Below are 17475 nucleotides of genomic sequence, written 5' to 3'. Positions count from 1 at the left end.
ATGTCTTATTAATTGGGCAGGAAAAGCCTGCTGTTTTGTGAAAACGCTTTCTTTTTTCGCTAAGATAAAGGTAGAAGGGGTGGAAGCGATGATTACACTGACCGGAAGCGGGCTGACCCTCGGTGAACTGAAACGGATTGTTACCGGCAGTGAACAGGTGACTCTCTGTCCGGAGGCGCTTCAGAACGTAAAGAAAAGCCGTCAGGCGGTGGAACGGATCATATCAGAAGGGCGGACGGTCTACGGCATCAACACGGGATTCGGCAAATTCAGCGATGTAAAGATTTACGCCGATGACACGGAAACACTTCAGCTTCATCTCATTCGTTCCCATGCATGCGGTCTGGGTAAGCCGTTTTCTGAGGAGGTATCCCGGGCGATGGCTGTTCTACGGCTGAATGCGCTCCTGAAAGGACACTCGGGCATCCGTCCGGTTGTGCTCGAGCGGCTGCGGGACATGGTAAATCACGGGGTAGACGCCGTCATTCCGAGCCAGGGCTCGCTCGGTGCATCAGGCGACCTGGCACCGCTCGCGCATCTGGCGCTTGTGCTCATAGGAGAGGGGGAAGTCTTTCAGGACGGGAAACCCGTACCGGCTGCCCGGGTGTGGGAAAGCAAAGGCATCCGTCCTGTCCGGCTGCAGGCAAAAGAGGGCCTTGCTTTGATCAACGGGACACAGGCAATGACGGCCTGCGGCGCACTTGCTTTTCTTGAAGCCGAACAGCTTGCGCTTCAGTCGGAATGGATTGCGGGGATGACCATCGAAGCGCTCAGGGGAATTACGGATGCATTCCATCCGGCAATCCATGAGGCAAGGGGATATCCGGAACAGGCAGCGGTCGCGGAACGGATGAGATACTGGCTGAAAGGCAGCCGGCTCACGACGCGGCAGGGAGAACTGCGGGTACAGGATGCGTATTCAATCCGCTGCATCCCCCAGGTGCACGGTGCAACCTGGCAGGTTCTGGGTTATGTAAGGGAAAAGCTCGAGGTCGAACTCAATGCGGCAACGGACAATCCGCTGATTTTTGACGGCGGGGACACTGTTGTCTCAGGAGGGAATTTTCACGGTCAGCCGATTGCATTTGCAATGGATTTTCTGAAGATCGGCATGTCGGAGCTTGCGAATATCTCTGAGCGACGGACTGAGCGCCTCGTCAATCCTCAGCTTAATGGAGGACTGCCGCCGTTCCTCAGTCCGGAGCCGGGGCTCCAGTCGGGTGCAATGATCCTTCAGTATGCGGCGGCCAGTATCGTATCCGAAAATAAGACGCTGGCCCATCCGGCTTCCGTAGATTCCATCCCGTCCTCAGCCAATCAGGAAGACCATGTGAGTATGGGCACGATTGCTGCCAGGCATGCAGCGCGCATTGTCGGTAACGTGCGGCGGGTGCTTGCCGTAGAAGCCTTTTGCGCTTTCCAGGCATGCGGCATCCGTGGGGCGGAGGAGATGGCCCCTGCGCTGCGCCGGAAGTGGGACGCCCTGTCCGAAATCATCCCTCCACTTACGGAAGACCGGGTTTTCAGCAGGGACATTGCCAAGTTGGAGCAATGGCTGATGGAGGAAGCCGGGGGCCGGGTCCCGACTTCCGACACAGGGACCGGTTCTTGCGGTATGATGTAAGGAACGCAATGAGGAAAAGGTGATCGGATGAATACGATGGAGAAAATCGGTACGGGAAGCGGCAAGGAGACTGGGCGGCCGCGGCTATTGCTTATTGACGGGATGGCCGTGCTGTTCAGGGCGTTTTTTGCGACATCGGTGCACGGGAGATTCATGAGGAATGCGGAAGGGATCCCGACCAATGCGGTTCAGGGGTTTCTCGGCCATGCACTGGCTGCGCAGTCGATGTTCAACCCGACCCACATCGCCGTATGTTGGGACATGGGGGCCTATACGTTCCGGAATGATTTGTACGAGGGTTATAAGGCGAACCGCCCGGAACCTCCCGAAGAGATGAAGCCGCAATTTAACATGGGAAGGGAGTCCGCCTATCTGCTTGGCTGGAAAAGTTTCGGCATGAACGGCGTGGAGGCGGATGACCTGATCGGCTCACTGATCACGCGCTGGAAGGATGAGGCGGATATCATGGTCATCACCGGCGACCGGGATCTGCTGCAGCTGCTCGCACCGGGCGTGCAGATCGCCTTTATGAAAAAAGGGCACACGGTGTTCGATATCTATTCAGACGGGCGCTTCCGTGAGGAGTATGGATTCGAGCCCGGGCAGTTCGTGGATCTGAAGGCGTTCATGGGAGATTCCAGTGACGGATACCCCGGGGTGAAGGGCATCGGGCCAAAAACCGCGACAGCGCTGATACTTGAACATGGATCGGTGGAAGGCGTCCTGCAGCACCTGGACGACCTGAAACCGGCAGTCCGGAAGAAAATAACCGAACAGCAGGATATGCTGCATCTTTCGCGAGGGCTTGCAGAAATCGACTGCCATGTAGTGTTTGATGCCGATCTCGATGAGCTGAATGTACGGAATTACGGTCCGGAAACGGTTCATGCACTTGAAAAAGAAGGCTATACAACCGCAGCCAAGCGGCTTCTGAACCTGTTTCCGGAATCCGGAGTACAGGAAGAGTGGCCGTTCGATTAACGAAGGTGACAGCGAACACGTTGAAAAGGCCGCCGCAGGTTTCTGCGGCGGCCTTTCTGAACTTATTGGACGGGTGTCATCCGGACAAACGTCAGGATCGGCCGGTTCCGGGCATAAGATACACGGCGGATTCGGCTGGGGCGCCCGCGGCCTCCGTTATCATGGACAATCAGGACCGTGTCTCCGCCTTCCTCGGTATACCCGACGATAGGAACCCAATGGTAGGCGAATTCATAGTTGCCGAACCACCGGAAAGAAAACCATTTATCGAATTTCGCCGCAACCGGACGTCCGGCCTTGATTTCTTCTTTGAGTTCCTCAAGCGAACACCGGCTGACGATCCAGCCGCCTCCAAGCATTTTTGAGGCACCCTTGATAAATCGTCCTGCGGACAGGCCAAGGCGGGTACCGCCGAAGGAGCGGTACAGTTCAGAAACAGAGATTGGGCAGGCTCCCAGCAGATGGCCGATCATCGTGTACGCCGTCACCGGTCCGCATGCAGAGTTCCGTTGCGCCGGATCTATATCCGGATCGTATTGCGACTTTCCCCTGAACGATTCGATCAGTGCCATGTCCATCCCTCCGCCGGAAATGATTTGCACCGATTATACCTCAACAGCGTGCATACAAAAAAGGAAGGCTCATTGCCTTCCTTAGGGGTCATGCATGGTAGCTGTCGAGGAACGTGGTCACCTGGTCGGGTGTTTTGGCGCTTGCGCTGTGAAGATGGGCCTTTTTCTCTCCATCCTTGAATACGAGAAGGCTTGGGATACCCATCACTTCATATTTGTCCGCGATTTCCGGAAGCGCGTCGCGGTCTACCTCGTACCAGGTGAACTGGCTGTACTTTTCTTCGATCGGCCCGATAAACATGTCCATCCGCCGGCAGTCCGGGCACCAGCTTGCATCAAATTTGATCAGAGACTGTTCCGGGTTTGTGATGACTTCGTTGAACTGTTCTGCTGTCGTGATTTTTTTCATCTCTATCCCTCCCATACGGCTAGTGTACACTTTTCCGGCTGGTCAGGGATAGCATCATGTTTCAGACAACAGGAGGCGGCGCCTCCCCGGATTTCTGGATTGCTTTATCAAAGTCCTCCCGTTTTGCTGGTTGGGGAGAGAGCCAGCCATGCCTGGTGACCAGATCCCGGAGGTTGCGGCGATTCTTGTCTGAACTCTGGTTAAAACTGGCGAGCAGGGATGCCAGCTTGGTGCTGAACGCATGATTATCCGCGTCCTGATAAGATCGGCACAGCGATTCTTCCATACTAAGCAAAAGAATCGCCATTTCACGGTCGTTTAGGGATCCATCATTTTTGTCTTGCTGTTTTTTGTCCTGCTGGCTTTCGTCTTGGGGTTTTGATGTCTCTTCAGTTTTGTCTTTTCCCTCGCCTGGGTTGTCCGTCATTCTGCCTGCTCCCTCTCTTTCTTCAGAAATTCAAGAATGTCACTGGCCTGTTTGACATGGTCCTTCTGGATACTGCCGAATTCTTTTTTCAGGTCAGGAAGCTTGGTTGATGCGGCGGCTGCCCCGTACATTTTGGCGCATAATTTGTTGACTTCCATAATTTTTGAAAGGTCTTCAATATTTCTGGCTGTTACAGTATCCGATTTGAACAGCTCGGGGCCGGGAGCCGATTCATTCGCGTTTTTGATTGCGGGTTTGGAGAAGATGCCCATGGCTGATCCTCCTCTTTACATGATTTAAACATAGGATGCCCTCCAACAAGCAAATAATGAGCAGAAATTCATTTTTTTCAATTGGTATGTTGCGCATTGTGATGAAATATTCTAAACTATGGATAAAGCACTTGCCTATTTTTTTGGCAATGAAATGAATGAGCATTCATTCAAACTAGGAGGAGGCAATCACGTGGCTCACCAAATCAACAAAGCAGCCGTCATCGGCTCAGGAGTGATGGGCTCCGGCATAGCGGCCCATCTTGCAAACATTGGCATTCCCGTCCTGCTGCTGGATATCGTGCCAAACAAACTGACAGCCGAGGAAGAAGCAAAAGGCCTTACGCTTGAAGACAAAAGAGTCCGCAACCGGCTGACGGACCAGGCCATCAAAAACATGAAAAAGCAGAAACCGGCGCCGCTCGCATCCAAAGAAAGTCTTTCGCTCATTTCAACAGGGAACCTTGAGGACGATCTGGAAAAGCTGAAGGATGCAGACTGGATCATCGAAGTTGTCGTTGAAAATCTGGAGATAAAGAAAGCGCTTTACGAAAAGATCGAAGGGGTTCGATCTGAGCATGCCATCGTCTCTTCGAACACTTCCGGCATCAGCATCGAGGCAATGGCCGAAGGGCGCTCGGAAGGATTCCGCAAGCATTTCCTCGGTACTCACTTCTTTAACCCGCCACGATATCTGAAGCTGCTGGAAGTCATCCCGACGAAGGGGACCTCGCAGGAAGTACTGGACTTCATGGTCCGCTTCGGAGAAAACCGGCTAGGCAAGGGCGTCGTCATTGCGAAGGATACACCAAACTTCATCGGCAACAGGATCGGGACTTACGGACTTCTCGTGACTCTCCGTGAAATGACGGAGCGTGGATACTCGGTCGGGGAAGTGGACTCTGTCACGGGCACACTGATCGGCCGTCCGAAATCTGCAACGTTCCGTACGCTCGACGTGGTCGGGCTGGATACATTTGTCCATGTCGCGAAAAACGTGTTCGACCAGACGGAAGGCGAGGAGCAGGAAGTGTTCCGCACGCCGGATTTCCTCGTGAAGATGGTGGAAAACGGCTGGCTCGGCGCAAAATCAAAACAGGGCTTCTATTTGAAGGAAGGCAAAGAAATCAGTGAAATCGACCCTGCTACACTTGAGTACTCGCCGCAGAAGAAATTGAAAGCGCCTTCCATCGAAGCGGCGAAGCAGCAGAAGGGCGATGGCAGGCTGAAGACACTGGTCTACGCGAATGACCGGGCAGGGGAACTGCTCTGGAACATCCTGGCTCCGACACTCATCTATTCGGCGGAGAAAGTCGGGGAGATCGCGGATGATATCACATCGATCGATAATGCCATGAAGTGGGGCTTCGGCTGGAGGCAGGGCCCGTTTGAACTGTGGGATGCGATCGGAGTAGAAAAATCCGTCAAACAAATGAAGGAAGAAGGCCGGAACATTCCGGCGTTTGTACAGAAGCTGTTGGATTCCGGCAACAGTTCCTTCTATAAAACGGAAGATGACACGATCAAGTACTTTGACGGTGAAGGCTATACACCGGTCCAGATGAACGAAAAAGAGATTGATCTGAAAAAGTGGAAAGCGAAGCACGGGGTTATCAAGAAGAACACTGGCGCAAGCCTGATCGACCTCGGTGATGGCATCGCTCTGCTGGAGTTTACCTCCCAGGCGAACTCACTCGGTCCGGACGTCATCAAGATGCTTCTCGATTCCTTGAATGAAGTGGAAAGCAGCGATCAATACAAGGGGCTTGTCATCGCCAACCAGGGCAAAAACTTCTCGGTCGGGGCGAATCTCGGCATGATCCTCATGGAAGCACAGGACGACAACATCTTCGAGCTGGACTTCATGATCAAGTCCTTCCAGGACGCCATGATGAAGGTCCGCTATTCGAAAAAGCCGGTTGTTGTCGCACCACATGGCATGTCACTTGGCGGCGGTGCGGAAATCACGCTTCCTGCTGCGCACATCCAGGCAACTATGGAAACGTATATCGGGCTGGTGGAAACTGGAGTCGGCCTGATCCCGGGCGGGGGAGGAAACATCAGCCTCTACCGAAAACATCTCGAAGGAATGCCGAACGGAGTCAAGGCAGACTACGTCGATATCGCGGCGAAAGTTTTCGAGACGATTGCGATGGCGAAAGTTTCGACATCCGGACAGGAGGCGCGGGAGAACAATTTCCTCGGCAAGTCGGATGGCGTCAGCGCCAACCGCGACCATCAGATTTATGACGCGAAACAGGCAGCGCTTGCACTTCATGAAGCGGGCTACACGCCTCCTGCAAAGCGCACGATTCCGGTAGCCGGGGAGCCGGGCTATGCCGCGATGATGGTCGGTGCTGAAGGGATGCATCTGTCCGGCTATATCAGCGACCATGATCTCAAGATTGCAAAGAAACTCGCTTTCGTCCTGTCAGGCGGAAAAGTGCCGTATGGTACGGAAGTCGATGAACAATACATGCTCAACCTGGAGAGGGAGGCGTTCCTGCAGCTGGTCGCGGAACCAAAATCCCAGCAGCGGATGCAGCACATGCTCGTAAAAGGCAAGCCGCTCCGCAACTGAGCGGAGGACAGACAGAGGAGGATGAACCATGCGTGAAGCAGTGATTGTGGCCGGTGCCAGGACGCCGGTCGGAAAAGCAAAGAAAGGATCCCTCGCTACGGTCCGCCCGGATGACTTCGGGGCGGTTGCGGTAAAGGAAACCCTCAGGCGCGCAGGAGGCTATGACGGGCCGATCGATGATTTTATCGTCGGATGCGCGATGCCGGAAGCGGAACAGGGCATGAACGTCGCCCGGCTGATTGGAGGGCTGGCTGGCCTTCCGGACACTGTGCCTGCAGTGACCGTGAACCGTTTCTGTTCATCGGGCCTGCAAACAATCGCCAACGGGGCGCACCAGATCATGCTCGGCCATGCGGATACGATCCTCGCGGGAGGCACAGAGTCGATGAGCATGGTTCCGATGATGGGCAATACGATCCGTCCGAACGCGACACTGGCGGAAACGGCGCCTGAGTACTATATGGGCATGGGCCATACTGCCGAGCAGGTCGCGATGAAATACGGTGTGAGCCGGGAAGATCAGGATGCATTTGCGGTCCGTTCGCACGAACGCGCCGCCGCGGCAATCCGCGATGGCAAGTTCAAGGACGAAATCGTGCCGGTCGAAGTGATCCGGCGCACAGTCGGGCCGGATGGCAAACTGAAGGAAGAGACCTTCATCTTCGATATGGACGAAGGCGTAAGGGAAGGCACGAACATGGAAACCCTCGGCAAGTTGCGCCCGGCGTTCAATGTGAAGGGATCGGTCACTGCGGGCAATGCTTCCCAGACATCGGACGGAGCGGGAATGGTTCTGATCATGGACCGCGAAAAGGCGGAAGCGGAAGGGCTGAAACCGATCGCCAAGTTCCGGTCGTTTGCGGTCGGCGGCGTTCCGCCTGAAGTGATGGGCATCGGACCGATCGAAGCTGTGCCGAAAGCGCTGAAACTCGCGGGACTGTCCATTGAAGACATCAACCTTTGGGAGCTCAACGAGGCATTTGCTTCGCAGTCGCTTCAGGTCATGCGCCACCTTGGCCTGAATGAAGAGATCGTCAACGTCAACGGCGGGGCCATCGCTCTCGGCCACCCGCTCGGCGCGACAGGAGCCATCCTGACGCTCAAGCTCATGAACGAGCTCAAGCGCCGCAACGAACAGTTCGGCGTCGTCACAATGTGCATCGGCGGAGGCATGGGAGCCGCCGGCGTATTCGAAATGTTGTAAGTAAGTGCGGAGGGCGGCTGTCCAGGCCCGACAGGCATTTAATTCAAAAGTGGGAAAACCCCACTCTCATAAAACAAAAAACAAGGAGGAAACGAATATGGCTGAAACTAAAGGCAAGGTGCTCGTCAAAGGCGGCGCATTCCTCATTGAGGACATCGACGCGGATCAGGTGTTCACTCCGGAGGACTTCACGGAAGAGCACAAAATGATCGCCAAGACGACGGAAGAGTATGTTAAGAACGAAGTTCTCCCGGTCATCGACAAGCTTGAAAACCATGAATTTGAAAACTCCGTGCGGCTTCTGAAATCTGCAGGTGAGCTCGGTCTTCTGGGAGCGGACATTCCTGAGGCATACGACGGGTTTGGCCTCGACAAGATTTCTTCGGCCCTCATCACAGAAAAAATGTCCGTCGCGGGCGGCTTCTCCATCACTCACGGGGCGCATGTCGGCATCGGAACACTTCCGATTGTCCTCTTCGGTAACGAAGAACAAAAACAGAAGTACCTTCCGCCTTCCGTCACCGCGGAGAAAATCTTCGCTTATGCGCTGACAGAGCCGGGTTCCGGTTCGGACGCCCTAGGTGCGCGTACAACTGCAAAGCTGAACGAAGCGGGCACTCATTACATCCTGAACGGTGAAAAGCAGTGGATCACGAACTCCGGATTCGCGGATGTCTTTGTCGTGTATGCCAAGATCGACAGCGAGCATTTCACCGCGTTCATCGTCGAGAAAGATTATCCGGGTGTATCCGTCGGGGCAGAAGAAAAGAAGATGGGAATCAAGTCTTCCTCCACCCGAACACTTATCCTCGAGGATGCGGAAGTGCCGGTCGAAAACCTGCTCGGCGAAAAAGGGCGCGGCCATGTGATCGCGTTCAACATTCTCAACATCGGACGCTACAAGCTCGGTGTCGGCGGCGTGGGCGGTTCCAAGCGGGCACTTGAACTGGCCATCAAATACACGAATGAGCGCCAGCAGTTCAAGCGCAGCATTGCCTCCTTTAACCTCACGAAAGAAAAGATCGCGACGCTTGCTTCCGAACTGTATGCGACCGAGAGTCTCATCTACCGCACGGTCGGCTACTTTGACGACCGCATGGGACAGATGAGTGAAGAAGAGCAGAAAGACGGCCGCAAAATCGCAGAGGCCATCGCTGAATACGCCATCGAATGCTCGATCAACAAAGTCGTCGGTTCCGAAACACTCGACCATGTCGTTGACGAAGCGGTCCAGCTCCACGGCGGCTACGGCTATATGCAGGAATATGAAGTCGAGCGTGCGTACCGGGATTCCCGCATCAACCGGATCTTCGAGGGGACGAATGAAATCAACCGCCTTCTTGTGCCGGGCACTTTCCTCAAGAAAGCGATGAAGGGTGAACTGCCGCTTCTCCAGAAAGCCCAGTCCCTTCAGGAAGAGCTGCTCATGATGATGCCGGAAGAGCCGGGCGACGAAGCACTCGCGCAAGAGAAAATCCTCGTGAAGAATGCGAAGAAAATCGGCCTTCTCGCGGCAGGCATGGCTGCACAGCGCTTTGGCACGAAGCTTGAAGACGAGCAGGAAGTCCTCGTCAACATTGCCAACATCGCAAACGATATCTTCGCGATGGAATCCGCGCTGCTCCGCTCCGAAAAAGCGGTCCGCCGAGATGGTGAGGAGAAATCCCGCCAGAAGGTCCTTTACACAGAAGTCTTCTGCCAGGAAGCGATGCAGCGCATCGAACAGGAAGCGAAGGAAGTTCTTATCGCTTCCGTTGAAGGCGACAACCAGCGCATGATGCTGTCCGCTCTTCGCAAACTCACCCGCTACACGCCGAAGAACCTTATTCCTCTGAAGCGTGAAGCGGCAGACAAGCTGAACGAAGCCCTTAAATACACAGTCTGAACCGGTTATTCTTACAAGCCCGGCCTGCATCAAGCAGAACGGGCTTGCTTTTTGTTATACTTGTCCCATGAGCAGAAGCAGGGAGGCAAGGGAATGGCGATCACATATTATGGATATCCGAAGTGCACCACCTGCCGGAAGGCAAAAAAGTGGCTGGATGAGCATGGGGTGGACTATGATGAAATCGATATCAAGGACGCGCCACCGTCCGAAAAACAGCTCCGGGAAATTATTGCTGCAAGCGGCCTCGAGCTAAAGAAATTCTTTAACACAAGCGGGAAAGTCTATCGGGAAGGCGGTCTCAAAGACCGCCTTCCCGGGATGTCTGAGGATGAGCAGATCAGTCTTCTCGCCTCTGACGGGATGCTGATCAAGCGTCCGATCGTCTTTGACGGTGAAAAAGCGACCGTCGGATTCCGGGAAGCGGATTTTGAATCCGTATGGAATTAAGCGACTATTGAGTTTCCTGCCGCTGTATGGCAAACTGAGATGGATGGATAACTAATTCCTGGAGGGGTCAGAATGAGCACACCAACAGAACTTCGCTACTCTGAAGAACACGAATGGGTCAAGACTGAAGACGGCAAGGCCCGGATCGGTATCACACATTTTGCGCAAGCTGAACTCGGCGATATCGTATTCGTCGAACTGCCTGAAGTTGGCGACGAAATCAAGGCGGACGAGCCTTTCGGAAGCGTTGAGTCGGTCAAGACGGTATCCGAACTGTATGCACCGATCAGCGGCACTGTCGTTGAAGTGAACGAAGATCTCGAGGATAGCCCTGAGTTCGTCAACGAATCGCCTTACGAAAAGGCGTGGATGGTCGTTGTTGAACCGTCTGATTCTTCGGAAATCGATAAGCTTATGTCTGCTGAACAATACGATCAAATGACGCAGGGCTGACCTGCATGCAGGAAACGCCGGCATCTTCCGGCGTTTTTTGCATCTTCTAATAGAGAAGGACCCCGTCCGGAGCCGAAGCCTTAACCGGATGAGTCCTGAATCACACGGTGTGCTCGTGGAGGGATCAGGATGAACGACAAAGTAATTATCGTCGAAGGCAGCTCAGACAGGAAACGGATTTCCCGGCTACTGGATGAACCGGTGGATATTATCTGCACGAACGGAACGGCAAGCCCGACCAGGATCGAAGAACTTCTCGAACCGTACGAAGGTGCGGATATCTACGCGTTTTTCGATGCCGACCGTTCCGGTGAAAAGTTGCGGGCGCTACTCAGGAGAGAGTATCCGGAAGCCCGGCATTTGTATACGGACCGCGTATACCGGGAGGTGGCGACAACGCCGCTCCGTGTGCTCGCGGAAGAGCTCCTGTCGGCAAACATCGAAATCAAGACCGAATTTCTGCTGTAAAGGATGAGCATGTTTGGAAGAATGGAATCTGCAACAATTTGAAGAAGCATCGAAAAGCCCGGCCACGGCCGCTTTTTACCTCTATACACCGCTTTGCGGGACGTGCCAGGTGGCGTCGAGGATGATGGAGGTCGTGGAAAAACTCCTTCCGGAAGTCAAACTGGGCAAGGCCGACCTCAACTATCATGAAGAAGTTGCCGCCAAGTATGTTGTGGAGAGCGTTCCGTGCCTTCTGGTTGCAAAAGAGGGCAGGGAAGTGGAGAAGATATATGCTTTCCAGTCGGTCCCATATCTCTATGAAAAATTAAGTTGACGCCAATCAGGCGCTATGATATAGTTTCATCCATCAGTCATCCTACAGACGGATGAACCTAAACGAATACGGAAACTCTTATTGAGAGCGGCGGAGGGAAGTGCCCGATGAAGCCCGGCAACCGTCACGGAAACGTGAAATGGTGCCAAATCACTCAAAGCGCAAGCGCTTTGGCAGATGAGAGGAAATGCGCCGGACCTGAGACGGAACGGCTGCGCGACCTGTCTGCCTGCCCGCAGACAGGTCTTTTTTATTACAGAGGTGACCAAATGATTAAGTTAGAACAGATAACCAAACAGTTCCGGCTTTCCAACCGGACACTCACCGCGGTCGATGCGGTGGATCTTGAAATCCGTGAAGGGGAGATATTCGGCATCATCGGCTACAGCGGTGCAGGTAAAAGCACACTGATCCGTATGCTGAATGGCCTTGAAAAGCCGACGAGCGGCAACGTGACTGTAAACGGCATGAAAATGTCCTCGGTCTCCGGGGCGGATCTGAGGAAGGCCCGCCAGAAGGTGAGTATGATTTTTCAGCACTTCAATCTGCTATGGTCCCGTACGGTTGCGGAGAACATTGCATTCCCTCTGGAAATTGCAGGGGTGAAAAAAGTGGATCGGGAGCCGAAAGTACGGGAGCTGATCCGGCTCGTCGGCCTTGAGGGCAGAGAGGACGCCTATCCGTCCGAACTCTCTGGCGGACAGAAACAGCGTGTCGGGATTGCCCGCGCGCTGGCCAATGATCCGGATGTACTGCTCTGCGACGAAGCCACCTCCGCACTCGACCCGGAGACGACCGATTCGATCCTGGACCTTCTCACAGATATCAATAAGCGGCTGAACCTCACGATTGTGCTGATTACGCATGAAATGCACGTCATCCGGAAAATCTGTCACCGGGTGGCGGTCATGGAGGCAGGCCGGGTCGTCGAGATGGGGAATGTACTCCAGGTCTTCCGCTCGCCGCAGCAGCCGATCACGAAGCGTTTTGTCTCACAGGTCACGGAGTCACCTGATGTAAAGCAGGCGATCGGGCAACTGATCAAGGAAAACCCGGACGGCACATTGATCCGTCTGGGCTTTGTCGGCGAACGTACGGGAGAGCCTGTACTTGCCCGGCTCATCCGGACATTCAACATCGATGTCAACATCCTGCAGGCCAATGTCTCGCAGACGCATGGCGGGACTTTCGGGTCCATCATCCTGAATCTGGCCGGCGATGAGTCAGCGATTACCGAGGCAGTGGAATTCCTTCACTCGGAAGGCGTGGAAACAGAGGTGATCGACCGTGATTGAACAACTGTTTCCGAACGTTGACTGGGACAAGATGTGGGAAGCTACGCTCGAGACCCTATACATGACAGCAGTTGCTACACTGTTCACTTTCCTGATCGGGCTCGTGCTCGGCATCCTGCTTTTCCTGACAGGTCCTAAAGGAATCTATCAGAACCGGCTGTCCAACCTGATCACAGCGGCATTCGTCAACATCTTCCGGTCGATTCCATTTATTATCCTGATCATTTTGCTGATTCCGCTGACGAAGTTCCTGCTCGGTTCGATCCGCGGCCCGAATGCGGCCCTGCCGGCGCTGATCATCGGTTCCGCGCCGTTTTACGGACGGATGGTCCAGATCGCACTTGCGGAGATCGACAAAGGAGTCATTGAGGCTGCGCGTTCCATGGGGGCGACCACGTGGACCATCATTCGGAAAGTGCTTCTTCCGGAATCGATGCCGGCGCTGATCTCCGGCATCACTGTGACGGCAATTGCGCTTGTCGGATATACGGCGATGGCAGGAATCATCGGTGCAGGCGGCCTGGGCAACCTGGCTTATCTGGACGGATTTCAGAGAAGCCGGACCGACGTGACAATAGTCGCCACGATCCTGATCCTGGTCATTGTCTTTGCCATCCAGTGGATCGGGGATATCCTGGTCAAGCGGACGGACAAACGCTAAAAGTCTTTATTAAAAAACAATAACAAAACCCAAGGGGGAAACAATCATGAAGAAATTTGCAGCAGGACTATTTTTGGCGACTGGAACACTCGCTCTGGCAGCATGCGGTGCAGGCGGAGATGACACGTCTTCAGGAACATCCGAAGGCGGGGAAGGCGGCGGTGAGCCAAAGGAACTCGTTGTCGGCGCATCCAACGTTCCGCATGCTCTCATCCTGGAAGAGGCAAAACCGCTTCTCGAGGAAAAAGGTATCGAGCTTGAAATCGAAACTTACCAGGACTATGTTCTCCCGAACGAGGACCTAGAATCTGAAGAAATTGGTGCGAACTACTTCCAGCACATTCCTTATCTTGAAACTCAGATGGCTGACCACGGCTATGACTTCGTGAATGCAGGCGGCATCCATATCGAGCCGATCGGCATCTATTCCAACAAGCACGATTCGCTCGAAGATCTGCCGGATGGCGCAACAATTCTCATGAGCAACTCGGTTGCTGACCATGGCCGGATCCTTTCCATGCTGGAAAGCCAGGGCCTCATCAAGCTTGATGAGGGAGTCGACAAGACTGCGGCAGAGGTCAAAGATATCGTAGAAAATCCGAAAAACCTCGAGTTCGACGCAGATTATGAAGCATCCTTCCTGCCTCAGCTCTACAATCAGGATGAAGGGGATGCGCTCCTTATCAACTCCAACTATGCGATTGACGCCGGGCTCAACCCGCTGGAAGATGCAATCGCACTCGAGGACTCCGAATCTCCTTACGTCAACGTGATCGCTGTCCGCAGCGGTGACGAAGAAAATGAAGAGATCCAGGCACTTGTCGAAGTGCTCCGCTCCAAGGAAATTCAGGACTTCATCGTTGAAGAATGGGGCGGCTCGGTCGTACCTGTTGACGGAGAATAATTGAATTGGACAAAATAGGCCGCCGCGCCGGGATTTAAAACATATCCCGGCGCGGCGGCTTTTTTAGTGCTTAGGAAATTATAAATTGTCACTCTGTGGATAACAGCTATTCAGGCGGCATTCACGGCCAGCTTCAGCGCCCAGCAACTGGCAAACTTCACCCTTCTCGATTGCGATAAGTCAACATCGGTTCGTTCCTCACCGTGTTTCTTTTACCTCATTGTAAAGGGCTCCAGTTTGTACGCTGCTGAACGGGCGCTTGCGCTTTTGTTCTGCCTGCCTGTCTTTTCCTGTTGTAACCGCTAACAAGAAAATGTATTCTGAATAAGTGACCAAGCCTTCTAACGGCTGGGGGAATGTGATAAAGTGGTCACATCAAAAAAACAAGTGTCTTTTTAGGGGGAACACTCATCATGAAGAAAATCGGTCTGCTCGGCCGGATCGTCATCGCCATTGCGCTGGCGGTCGGCATCGGCGCGATCCTCACACAGATCCCGGAAAAGTATGGGCTCTGGTTCGTGGAGCTCGGCGCGACATTTAATATGCTGTTCGGCGGATTTCTAAGCTTCGTCGTTCCGCTCATCATCATCGGCTTTATTGCACCCGGCATTGCCAAGCTCGGCAAAGGTTCCGCGAAGATGCTGGGTCTCTCGACCGGACTGGCCTATGCTTCCACGATCATTGCGGGTATCCTGGCGTTTTTCGTGGCATCCAACGTTCTTCCTGGATTGATCGGCGCTCCTTCTGTTGATGGAATCAGCGACCCGTCGGAAGCACTGGCTTCGGCGTTCTTTGAGCTTGAGATCGTGCCGATCATGGGCGTGCTCACTTCTCTCATCTTTGCGTTTCTGATGGGAATCGGGATGGCTGCGACCGGAAGCAAGACATTGATCAGCGTGTTTGAGGAATTCCAGAATCTGATCGAGAAGACGATCAGCAGTGTCATCATCCCGCTGCTGCCGTTCCATATCTTTGGCGTCTTCCTCAATATGACTTACGCCGGACAGGTAGCAAGTGTCCTTTCGGTTTTCGCAATGGTGTTCGTTCTGATCATCGCCATGCACTTGTTCATGCTTCTGCTCCAGTACACGGCGGCAGGGGCGCTCACACAGCGCAATCCGTTCCGCCTCTTGAAAACGATGGCACCTGCTTACTTTACGGCGCTCGGCACGCAGTCTTCCGCGGCGACCATTCCGGTCACCGTCCGTCAGGCCCGCAAAACCGGAGCGTCGGACAAGGTTGTTGACTTCACGGTACCACTGTTCGCCAATATCCATCTGTCGGGCAGTACGATCACGCTGACAACCTGTGCGATCGGTGTCATGCTCATGAATGGTACGCCCGTCACAATTGGCCCGATGATGCAATTCATCGCCGTTCTCGGCGTGACCATGATCGCAGCACCCGGCGTTCCGGGCGGAGCTGTCATGGCGGCGCTAGGCCTTTTGTCCTCAATGCTTGGCTTCACAGAGCCGATGATTGCTCTGATGATCGCTCTCTATATGGCACAGGACAGCTTTGGTACGGCGACGAACGTAACTGGGGACGGAGCGCTTGCCATCATCACAGACCGTTTTGCAAACTCGGAAGAGGCCGCTTCTTCACCTGCAGCGGCAGGAACGAAAACAGTCTGATTTTCCCTGTTTTGAAGTGTGGAGATGGGGTACACTAGAAGGGAAATCAAACCGGCATTAGCCGGCATTATCGAAAGGAATGGTTCATTATCGACCCCATGAGGCTCGAGTATACGGACAGGATGGCACAAAGTTTTCGGAGTACACACGGCATCGGCTATGAGGATTACCGCATGAATCCGAAGCTTCAGCTGGAAGTGGAAAAGCAGCGGGAGCGGGAATACGCCCTCAGCCAATCTTTCGGCAGCAGGCCGGAAACGGGTGGCCATCACCAGACAATGACCGAATAATAATGAACCCGTATTAAAGGACCGCCGCTTTAAGCGCCGGTCCTTTTGTCAATCTGATTACCATTCTCAATGGCAGGCGATAATTGAAAATGACTTTCACTGAAGGCCAAAGTTGCCTGGAATCCTTTAAATAACAGGATTTTCGCGATTCCAGGACCAACTTATGTGTCTCGTCTAAATGATTTGCAAGCATCCCCAGTTTCAGTTAAGATTAGAATGATGATAAATAAGGATGGCATTGCCGTCCATACTGGAGGTATTCGGATGTCTACTCTCGAAATCAAAGGTCTGCACGTCGAAATTGAAGGCAAGGAAATTCTGAAAGGCGTCGACCTGACTATTAATACAAATGAAATCCATGCTGTCATGGGACCGAACGGGACAGGGAAGTCCACGCTCGCTTCGGCTATCATGGGGCATCCAAAATACGAAGTCACTGCCGGAACAGTCACACTGGACGGCGAAGACGTACTTGAAATGGAAGTCGACGAACGCGCCCAGGCGGGTCTCTTCCTCGCAATGCAATACCCAAGTGAAATCTCCGGCGTGACAAATGCCGACTTCCTCCGCTCCGCGATCAATGCACAGCGCGAAGAAGGAGACGAAATCTCGCTTATGAAGTTCATCCGTGAACTCGATAGCAAGATGGATACACTCGAAATGGATCAGGATATGGCACAGCGCTACCTGAACGAAGGCTTCTCCGGCGGTGAGAAAAAGCGCAACGAAATCCTTCAGCTCATGATGCTGAAGCCTAAATTCGCCATCCTCGACGAGATCGACTCCGGCCTCGACATCGATGCGCTGAAAGTCGTTTCCAAAGGCGTCAACGAGATGCGCGGTGAGAACTTCGGCTGCCTGATCATCACGCACTATCAGCGCCTCCTCAACTACATCACGCCTGACCACGTCCATGTCATGATGCAGGGCCGCGTCGTCAAATCCGGCGGACCTGAACTGGCTCACAAGCTTGAGGCACAGGGCTATGACTGGATCAAGGAAGAGCTTGGCATCGAAGATGAAACAATCGGACAAGAAGCATAACGGAAGGG

The 17475-nt window shown here is 53.8% G+C and carries 19 protein-coding genes and 1 riboswitch; of the genes, 15 read left to right on the top strand and 4 right to left on the bottom strand.

Annotated elements, in window-relative coordinates:
• Positions 1-88: 88 nt before the first annotated feature.
• Both hutH and AC6CHQ_RS09180 read left to right on the top strand, forming a co-directional pair.
• On the top strand, positions 89-1624 hold the full coding sequence (gene hutH / locus AC6CHQ_RS09185) for a histidine ammonia-lyase (RefSeq protein WP_498081383.1): 1536 nt from the start codon (positions 89-91) through the stop codon (positions 1622-1624).
• Positions 1625-1651: 27 nt separating this feature from the next.
• Positions 1652-2605 (top strand): 5'-3' exonuclease, encoded by a 954-nt coding sequence (locus AC6CHQ_RS09180; protein WP_498081382.1) that lies wholly within the window; start codon positions 1652-1654, stop codon positions 2603-2605.
• 62 nt (positions 2606-2667) lie between these two features.
• Here the strand turns inward: AC6CHQ_RS09180 and AC6CHQ_RS09175 are convergent, their stop codons facing one another.
• The 4 genes from AC6CHQ_RS09175 to AC6CHQ_RS09160 all read right to left on the bottom strand — a co-directional run bounded on the left by AC6CHQ_RS09175 (position 2668) and on the right by AC6CHQ_RS09160 (position 4285).
• Positions 2668-3177 carry a C39 family peptidase gene (locus AC6CHQ_RS09175; RefSeq protein WP_092055814.1) on the bottom strand — a complete coding sequence of 170 codons (510 nt, stop codon included), beginning with the start codon at positions 3175-3177 and terminating at the stop codon, positions 2668-2670.
• 88 nt (positions 3178-3265) lie between these two features.
• Positions 3266-3586 carry a thioredoxin family protein gene (locus AC6CHQ_RS09170; RefSeq protein WP_092055816.1) on the bottom strand — a complete coding sequence of 107 codons (321 nt, stop codon included), beginning with the start codon at positions 3584-3586 and terminating at the stop codon, positions 3266-3268.
• A 61-nt stretch (positions 3587-3647) separates the two neighbouring features.
• Entirely contained in the window at positions 3648-4013 is a 366-nt protein-coding gene (locus AC6CHQ_RS09165; protein WP_251239408.1) for a hypothetical protein, read from the bottom strand.
• Complete coding sequence (locus tag AC6CHQ_RS09160; protein ID WP_092055819.1) at positions 4010-4285, bottom strand: hypothetical protein; 276 nt, start codon at positions 4283-4285, stop codon at positions 4010-4012. Before AC6CHQ_RS09160 ends, AC6CHQ_RS09165 begins: the two co-directional genes overlap by 4 nt.
• Before the next feature lie 193 nt (positions 4286-4478).
• Between AC6CHQ_RS09160 and AC6CHQ_RS09155 the strand changes: the two genes are divergently transcribed.
• The 13 genes from AC6CHQ_RS09155 to sufC all read left to right on the top strand — a co-directional run bounded on the left by AC6CHQ_RS09155 (position 4479) and on the right by sufC (position 17467).
• Positions 4479-6866 (top strand): 3-hydroxyacyl-CoA dehydrogenase/enoyl-CoA hydratase family protein, encoded by a 2388-nt coding sequence (locus AC6CHQ_RS09155; RefSeq protein WP_092055822.1) that lies wholly within the window; start codon positions 4479-4481, stop codon positions 6864-6866.
• Between the two features lie 28 nt (positions 6867-6894).
• Positions 6895-8070 carry an acetyl-CoA C-acetyltransferase gene (locus AC6CHQ_RS09150; RefSeq protein ID WP_092055824.1) on the top strand — a complete coding sequence of 392 codons (1176 nt, stop codon included), beginning with the start codon at positions 6895-6897 and terminating at the stop codon, positions 8068-8070.
• Positions 8071-8167: 97 nt separating this feature from the next.
• Positions 8168-9955, top strand: a complete 1788-nt coding sequence (locus AC6CHQ_RS09145) for an acyl-CoA dehydrogenase FadE (protein WP_092055826.1) — start codon at positions 8168-8170, stop codon at positions 9953-9955.
• A 93-nt stretch (positions 9956-10048) separates the two neighbouring features.
• A complete protein-coding gene (locus AC6CHQ_RS09140; protein WP_092055828.1) occupies positions 10049-10405 on the top strand; it encodes an arsenate reductase family protein in 357 nt (118 codons plus the stop codon).
• A 72-nt stretch (positions 10406-10477) separates the two neighbouring features.
• A complete protein-coding gene (gene gcvH / locus AC6CHQ_RS09135; protein ID WP_063183712.1) occupies positions 10478-10858 on the top strand; it encodes a glycine cleavage system protein GcvH in 381 nt (126 codons plus the stop codon).
• A gap of 129 nt (positions 10859-10987) precedes the next feature.
• On the top strand, positions 10988-11326 hold the full coding sequence (locus AC6CHQ_RS09130) for a toprim domain-containing protein (protein WP_092055830.1): 339 nt from the start codon (positions 10988-10990) through the stop codon (positions 11324-11326).
• 13 nt (positions 11327-11339) lie between these two features.
• Positions 11340-11639 (top strand): thioredoxin family protein, encoded by a 300-nt coding sequence (locus AC6CHQ_RS09125; RefSeq protein WP_092055832.1) that lies wholly within the window; start codon positions 11340-11342, stop codon positions 11637-11639.
• A 75-nt stretch (positions 11640-11714) separates the two neighbouring features.
• Positions 11715-11823: riboswitch (SAM riboswitch) on the top strand.
• An 85-nt stretch (positions 11824-11908) separates the two neighbouring features.
• Positions 11909-12934, top strand: coding sequence for a methionine ABC transporter ATP-binding protein (locus AC6CHQ_RS09120; RefSeq protein ID WP_251239407.1), 1026 nt, complete (start codon positions 11909-11911; stop codon positions 12932-12934).
• Positions 12927-13595: a methionine ABC transporter permease gene (locus AC6CHQ_RS09115; protein WP_092055836.1), complete on the top strand. Its 669-nt coding sequence runs from the start codon at positions 12927-12929 to the stop codon at positions 13593-13595. Before AC6CHQ_RS09120 ends, AC6CHQ_RS09115 begins: the two co-directional genes overlap by 8 nt.
• Before the next feature lie 46 nt (positions 13596-13641).
• On the top strand, positions 13642-14499 hold the full coding sequence (locus AC6CHQ_RS09110; RefSeq protein ID WP_498081381.1) for a MetQ/NlpA family ABC transporter substrate-binding protein: 858 nt from the start codon (positions 13642-13644) through the stop codon (positions 14497-14499).
• A gap of 413 nt (positions 14500-14912) precedes the next feature.
• Entirely contained in the window at positions 14913-16133 is a 1221-nt protein-coding gene (locus AC6CHQ_RS09105) for a dicarboxylate/amino acid:cation symporter (RefSeq protein WP_092055840.1), read from the top strand.
• Positions 16134-16231: 98 nt separating this feature from the next.
• Complete coding sequence (locus AC6CHQ_RS09100; protein WP_481170325.1) at positions 16232-16423, top strand: YuzK family famiily protein; 192 nt, start codon at positions 16232-16234, stop codon at positions 16421-16423.
• 264 nt (positions 16424-16687) lie between these two features.
• Positions 16688-17467, top strand: coding sequence for a Fe-S cluster assembly ATPase SufC (gene sufC, locus AC6CHQ_RS09095; protein WP_092055842.1), 780 nt, complete (start codon positions 16688-16690; stop codon positions 17465-17467).
• Positions 17468-17475 lie beyond the last annotated feature (8 nt).

Source organism: Bhargavaea sp. GQ12, assembly GCF_059758705.1.
The sequence above is the reverse complement of the archived record's forward strand: the minus strand, read 5'-3'. Positions and strand labels throughout refer to the sequence as shown.

Bases quoted from the DNA above. Each gene is read 5' to 3' on its own strand.
- AC6CHQ_RS09175 (WP_092055814.1), bottom strand. From the start codon at position 3,177: ATGGCACTGATCGAATCGTTCAGGGGAAAGTCGCAATACGATCCGGAT.
- hutH (WP_498081383.1), top strand. From the start codon at position 89: ATGATTACACTGACCGGAAGCGGGCTGACCCTCGGTGAACTGAAACGG.
- AC6CHQ_RS09160 (WP_092055819.1), bottom strand. From the start codon at position 4,285: ATGGGCATCTTCTCCAAACCCGCAATCAAAAACGCGAATGAATCGGCT.
- AC6CHQ_RS09140 (WP_092055828.1), top strand. From the start codon at position 10,049: ATGGCGATCACATATTATGGATATCCGAAGTGCACCACCTGCCGGAAG.
- gcvH (WP_063183712.1), top strand. From the start codon at position 10,478: ATGAGCACACCAACAGAACTTCGCTACTCTGAAGAACACGAATGGGTC.
- AC6CHQ_RS09145 (WP_092055826.1), top strand. From the start codon at position 8,168: ATGGCTGAAACTAAAGGCAAGGTGCTCGTCAAAGGCGGCGCATTCCTC.
- AC6CHQ_RS09105 (WP_092055840.1), top strand. From the start codon at position 14,913: ATGAAGAAAATCGGTCTGCTCGGCCGGATCGTCATCGCCATTGCGCTG.
- AC6CHQ_RS09180 (WP_498081382.1), top strand. From the start codon at position 1,652: ATGAATACGATGGAGAAAATCGGTACGGGAAGCGGCAAGGAGACTGGG.
- AC6CHQ_RS09100 (WP_481170325.1), top strand. From the start codon at position 16,232: ATGAGGCTCGAGTATACGGACAGGATGGCACAAAGTTTTCGGAGTACA.
- AC6CHQ_RS09130 (WP_092055830.1), top strand. From the start codon at position 10,988: ATGAACGACAAAGTAATTATCGTCGAAGGCAGCTCAGACAGGAAACGG.
- AC6CHQ_RS09110 (WP_498081381.1), top strand. From the start codon at position 13,642: ATGAAGAAATTTGCAGCAGGACTATTTTTGGCGACTGGAACACTCGCT.
- AC6CHQ_RS09120 (WP_251239407.1), top strand. From the start codon at position 11,909: ATGATTAAGTTAGAACAGATAACCAAACAGTTCCGGCTTTCCAACCGG.
- AC6CHQ_RS09170 (WP_092055816.1), bottom strand. From the start codon at position 3,586: ATGAAAAAAATCACGACAGCAGAACAGTTCAACGAAGTCATCACAAAC.
- sufC (WP_092055842.1), top strand. From the start codon at position 16,688: ATGTCTACTCTCGAAATCAAAGGTCTGCACGTCGAAATTGAAGGCAAG.
- AC6CHQ_RS09165 (WP_251239408.1), bottom strand. From the start codon at position 4,013: ATGACGGACAACCCAGGCGAGGGAAAAGACAAAACTGAAGAGACATCA.
- AC6CHQ_RS09150 (WP_092055824.1), top strand. From the start codon at position 6,895: ATGCGTGAAGCAGTGATTGTGGCCGGTGCCAGGACGCCGGTCGGAAAA.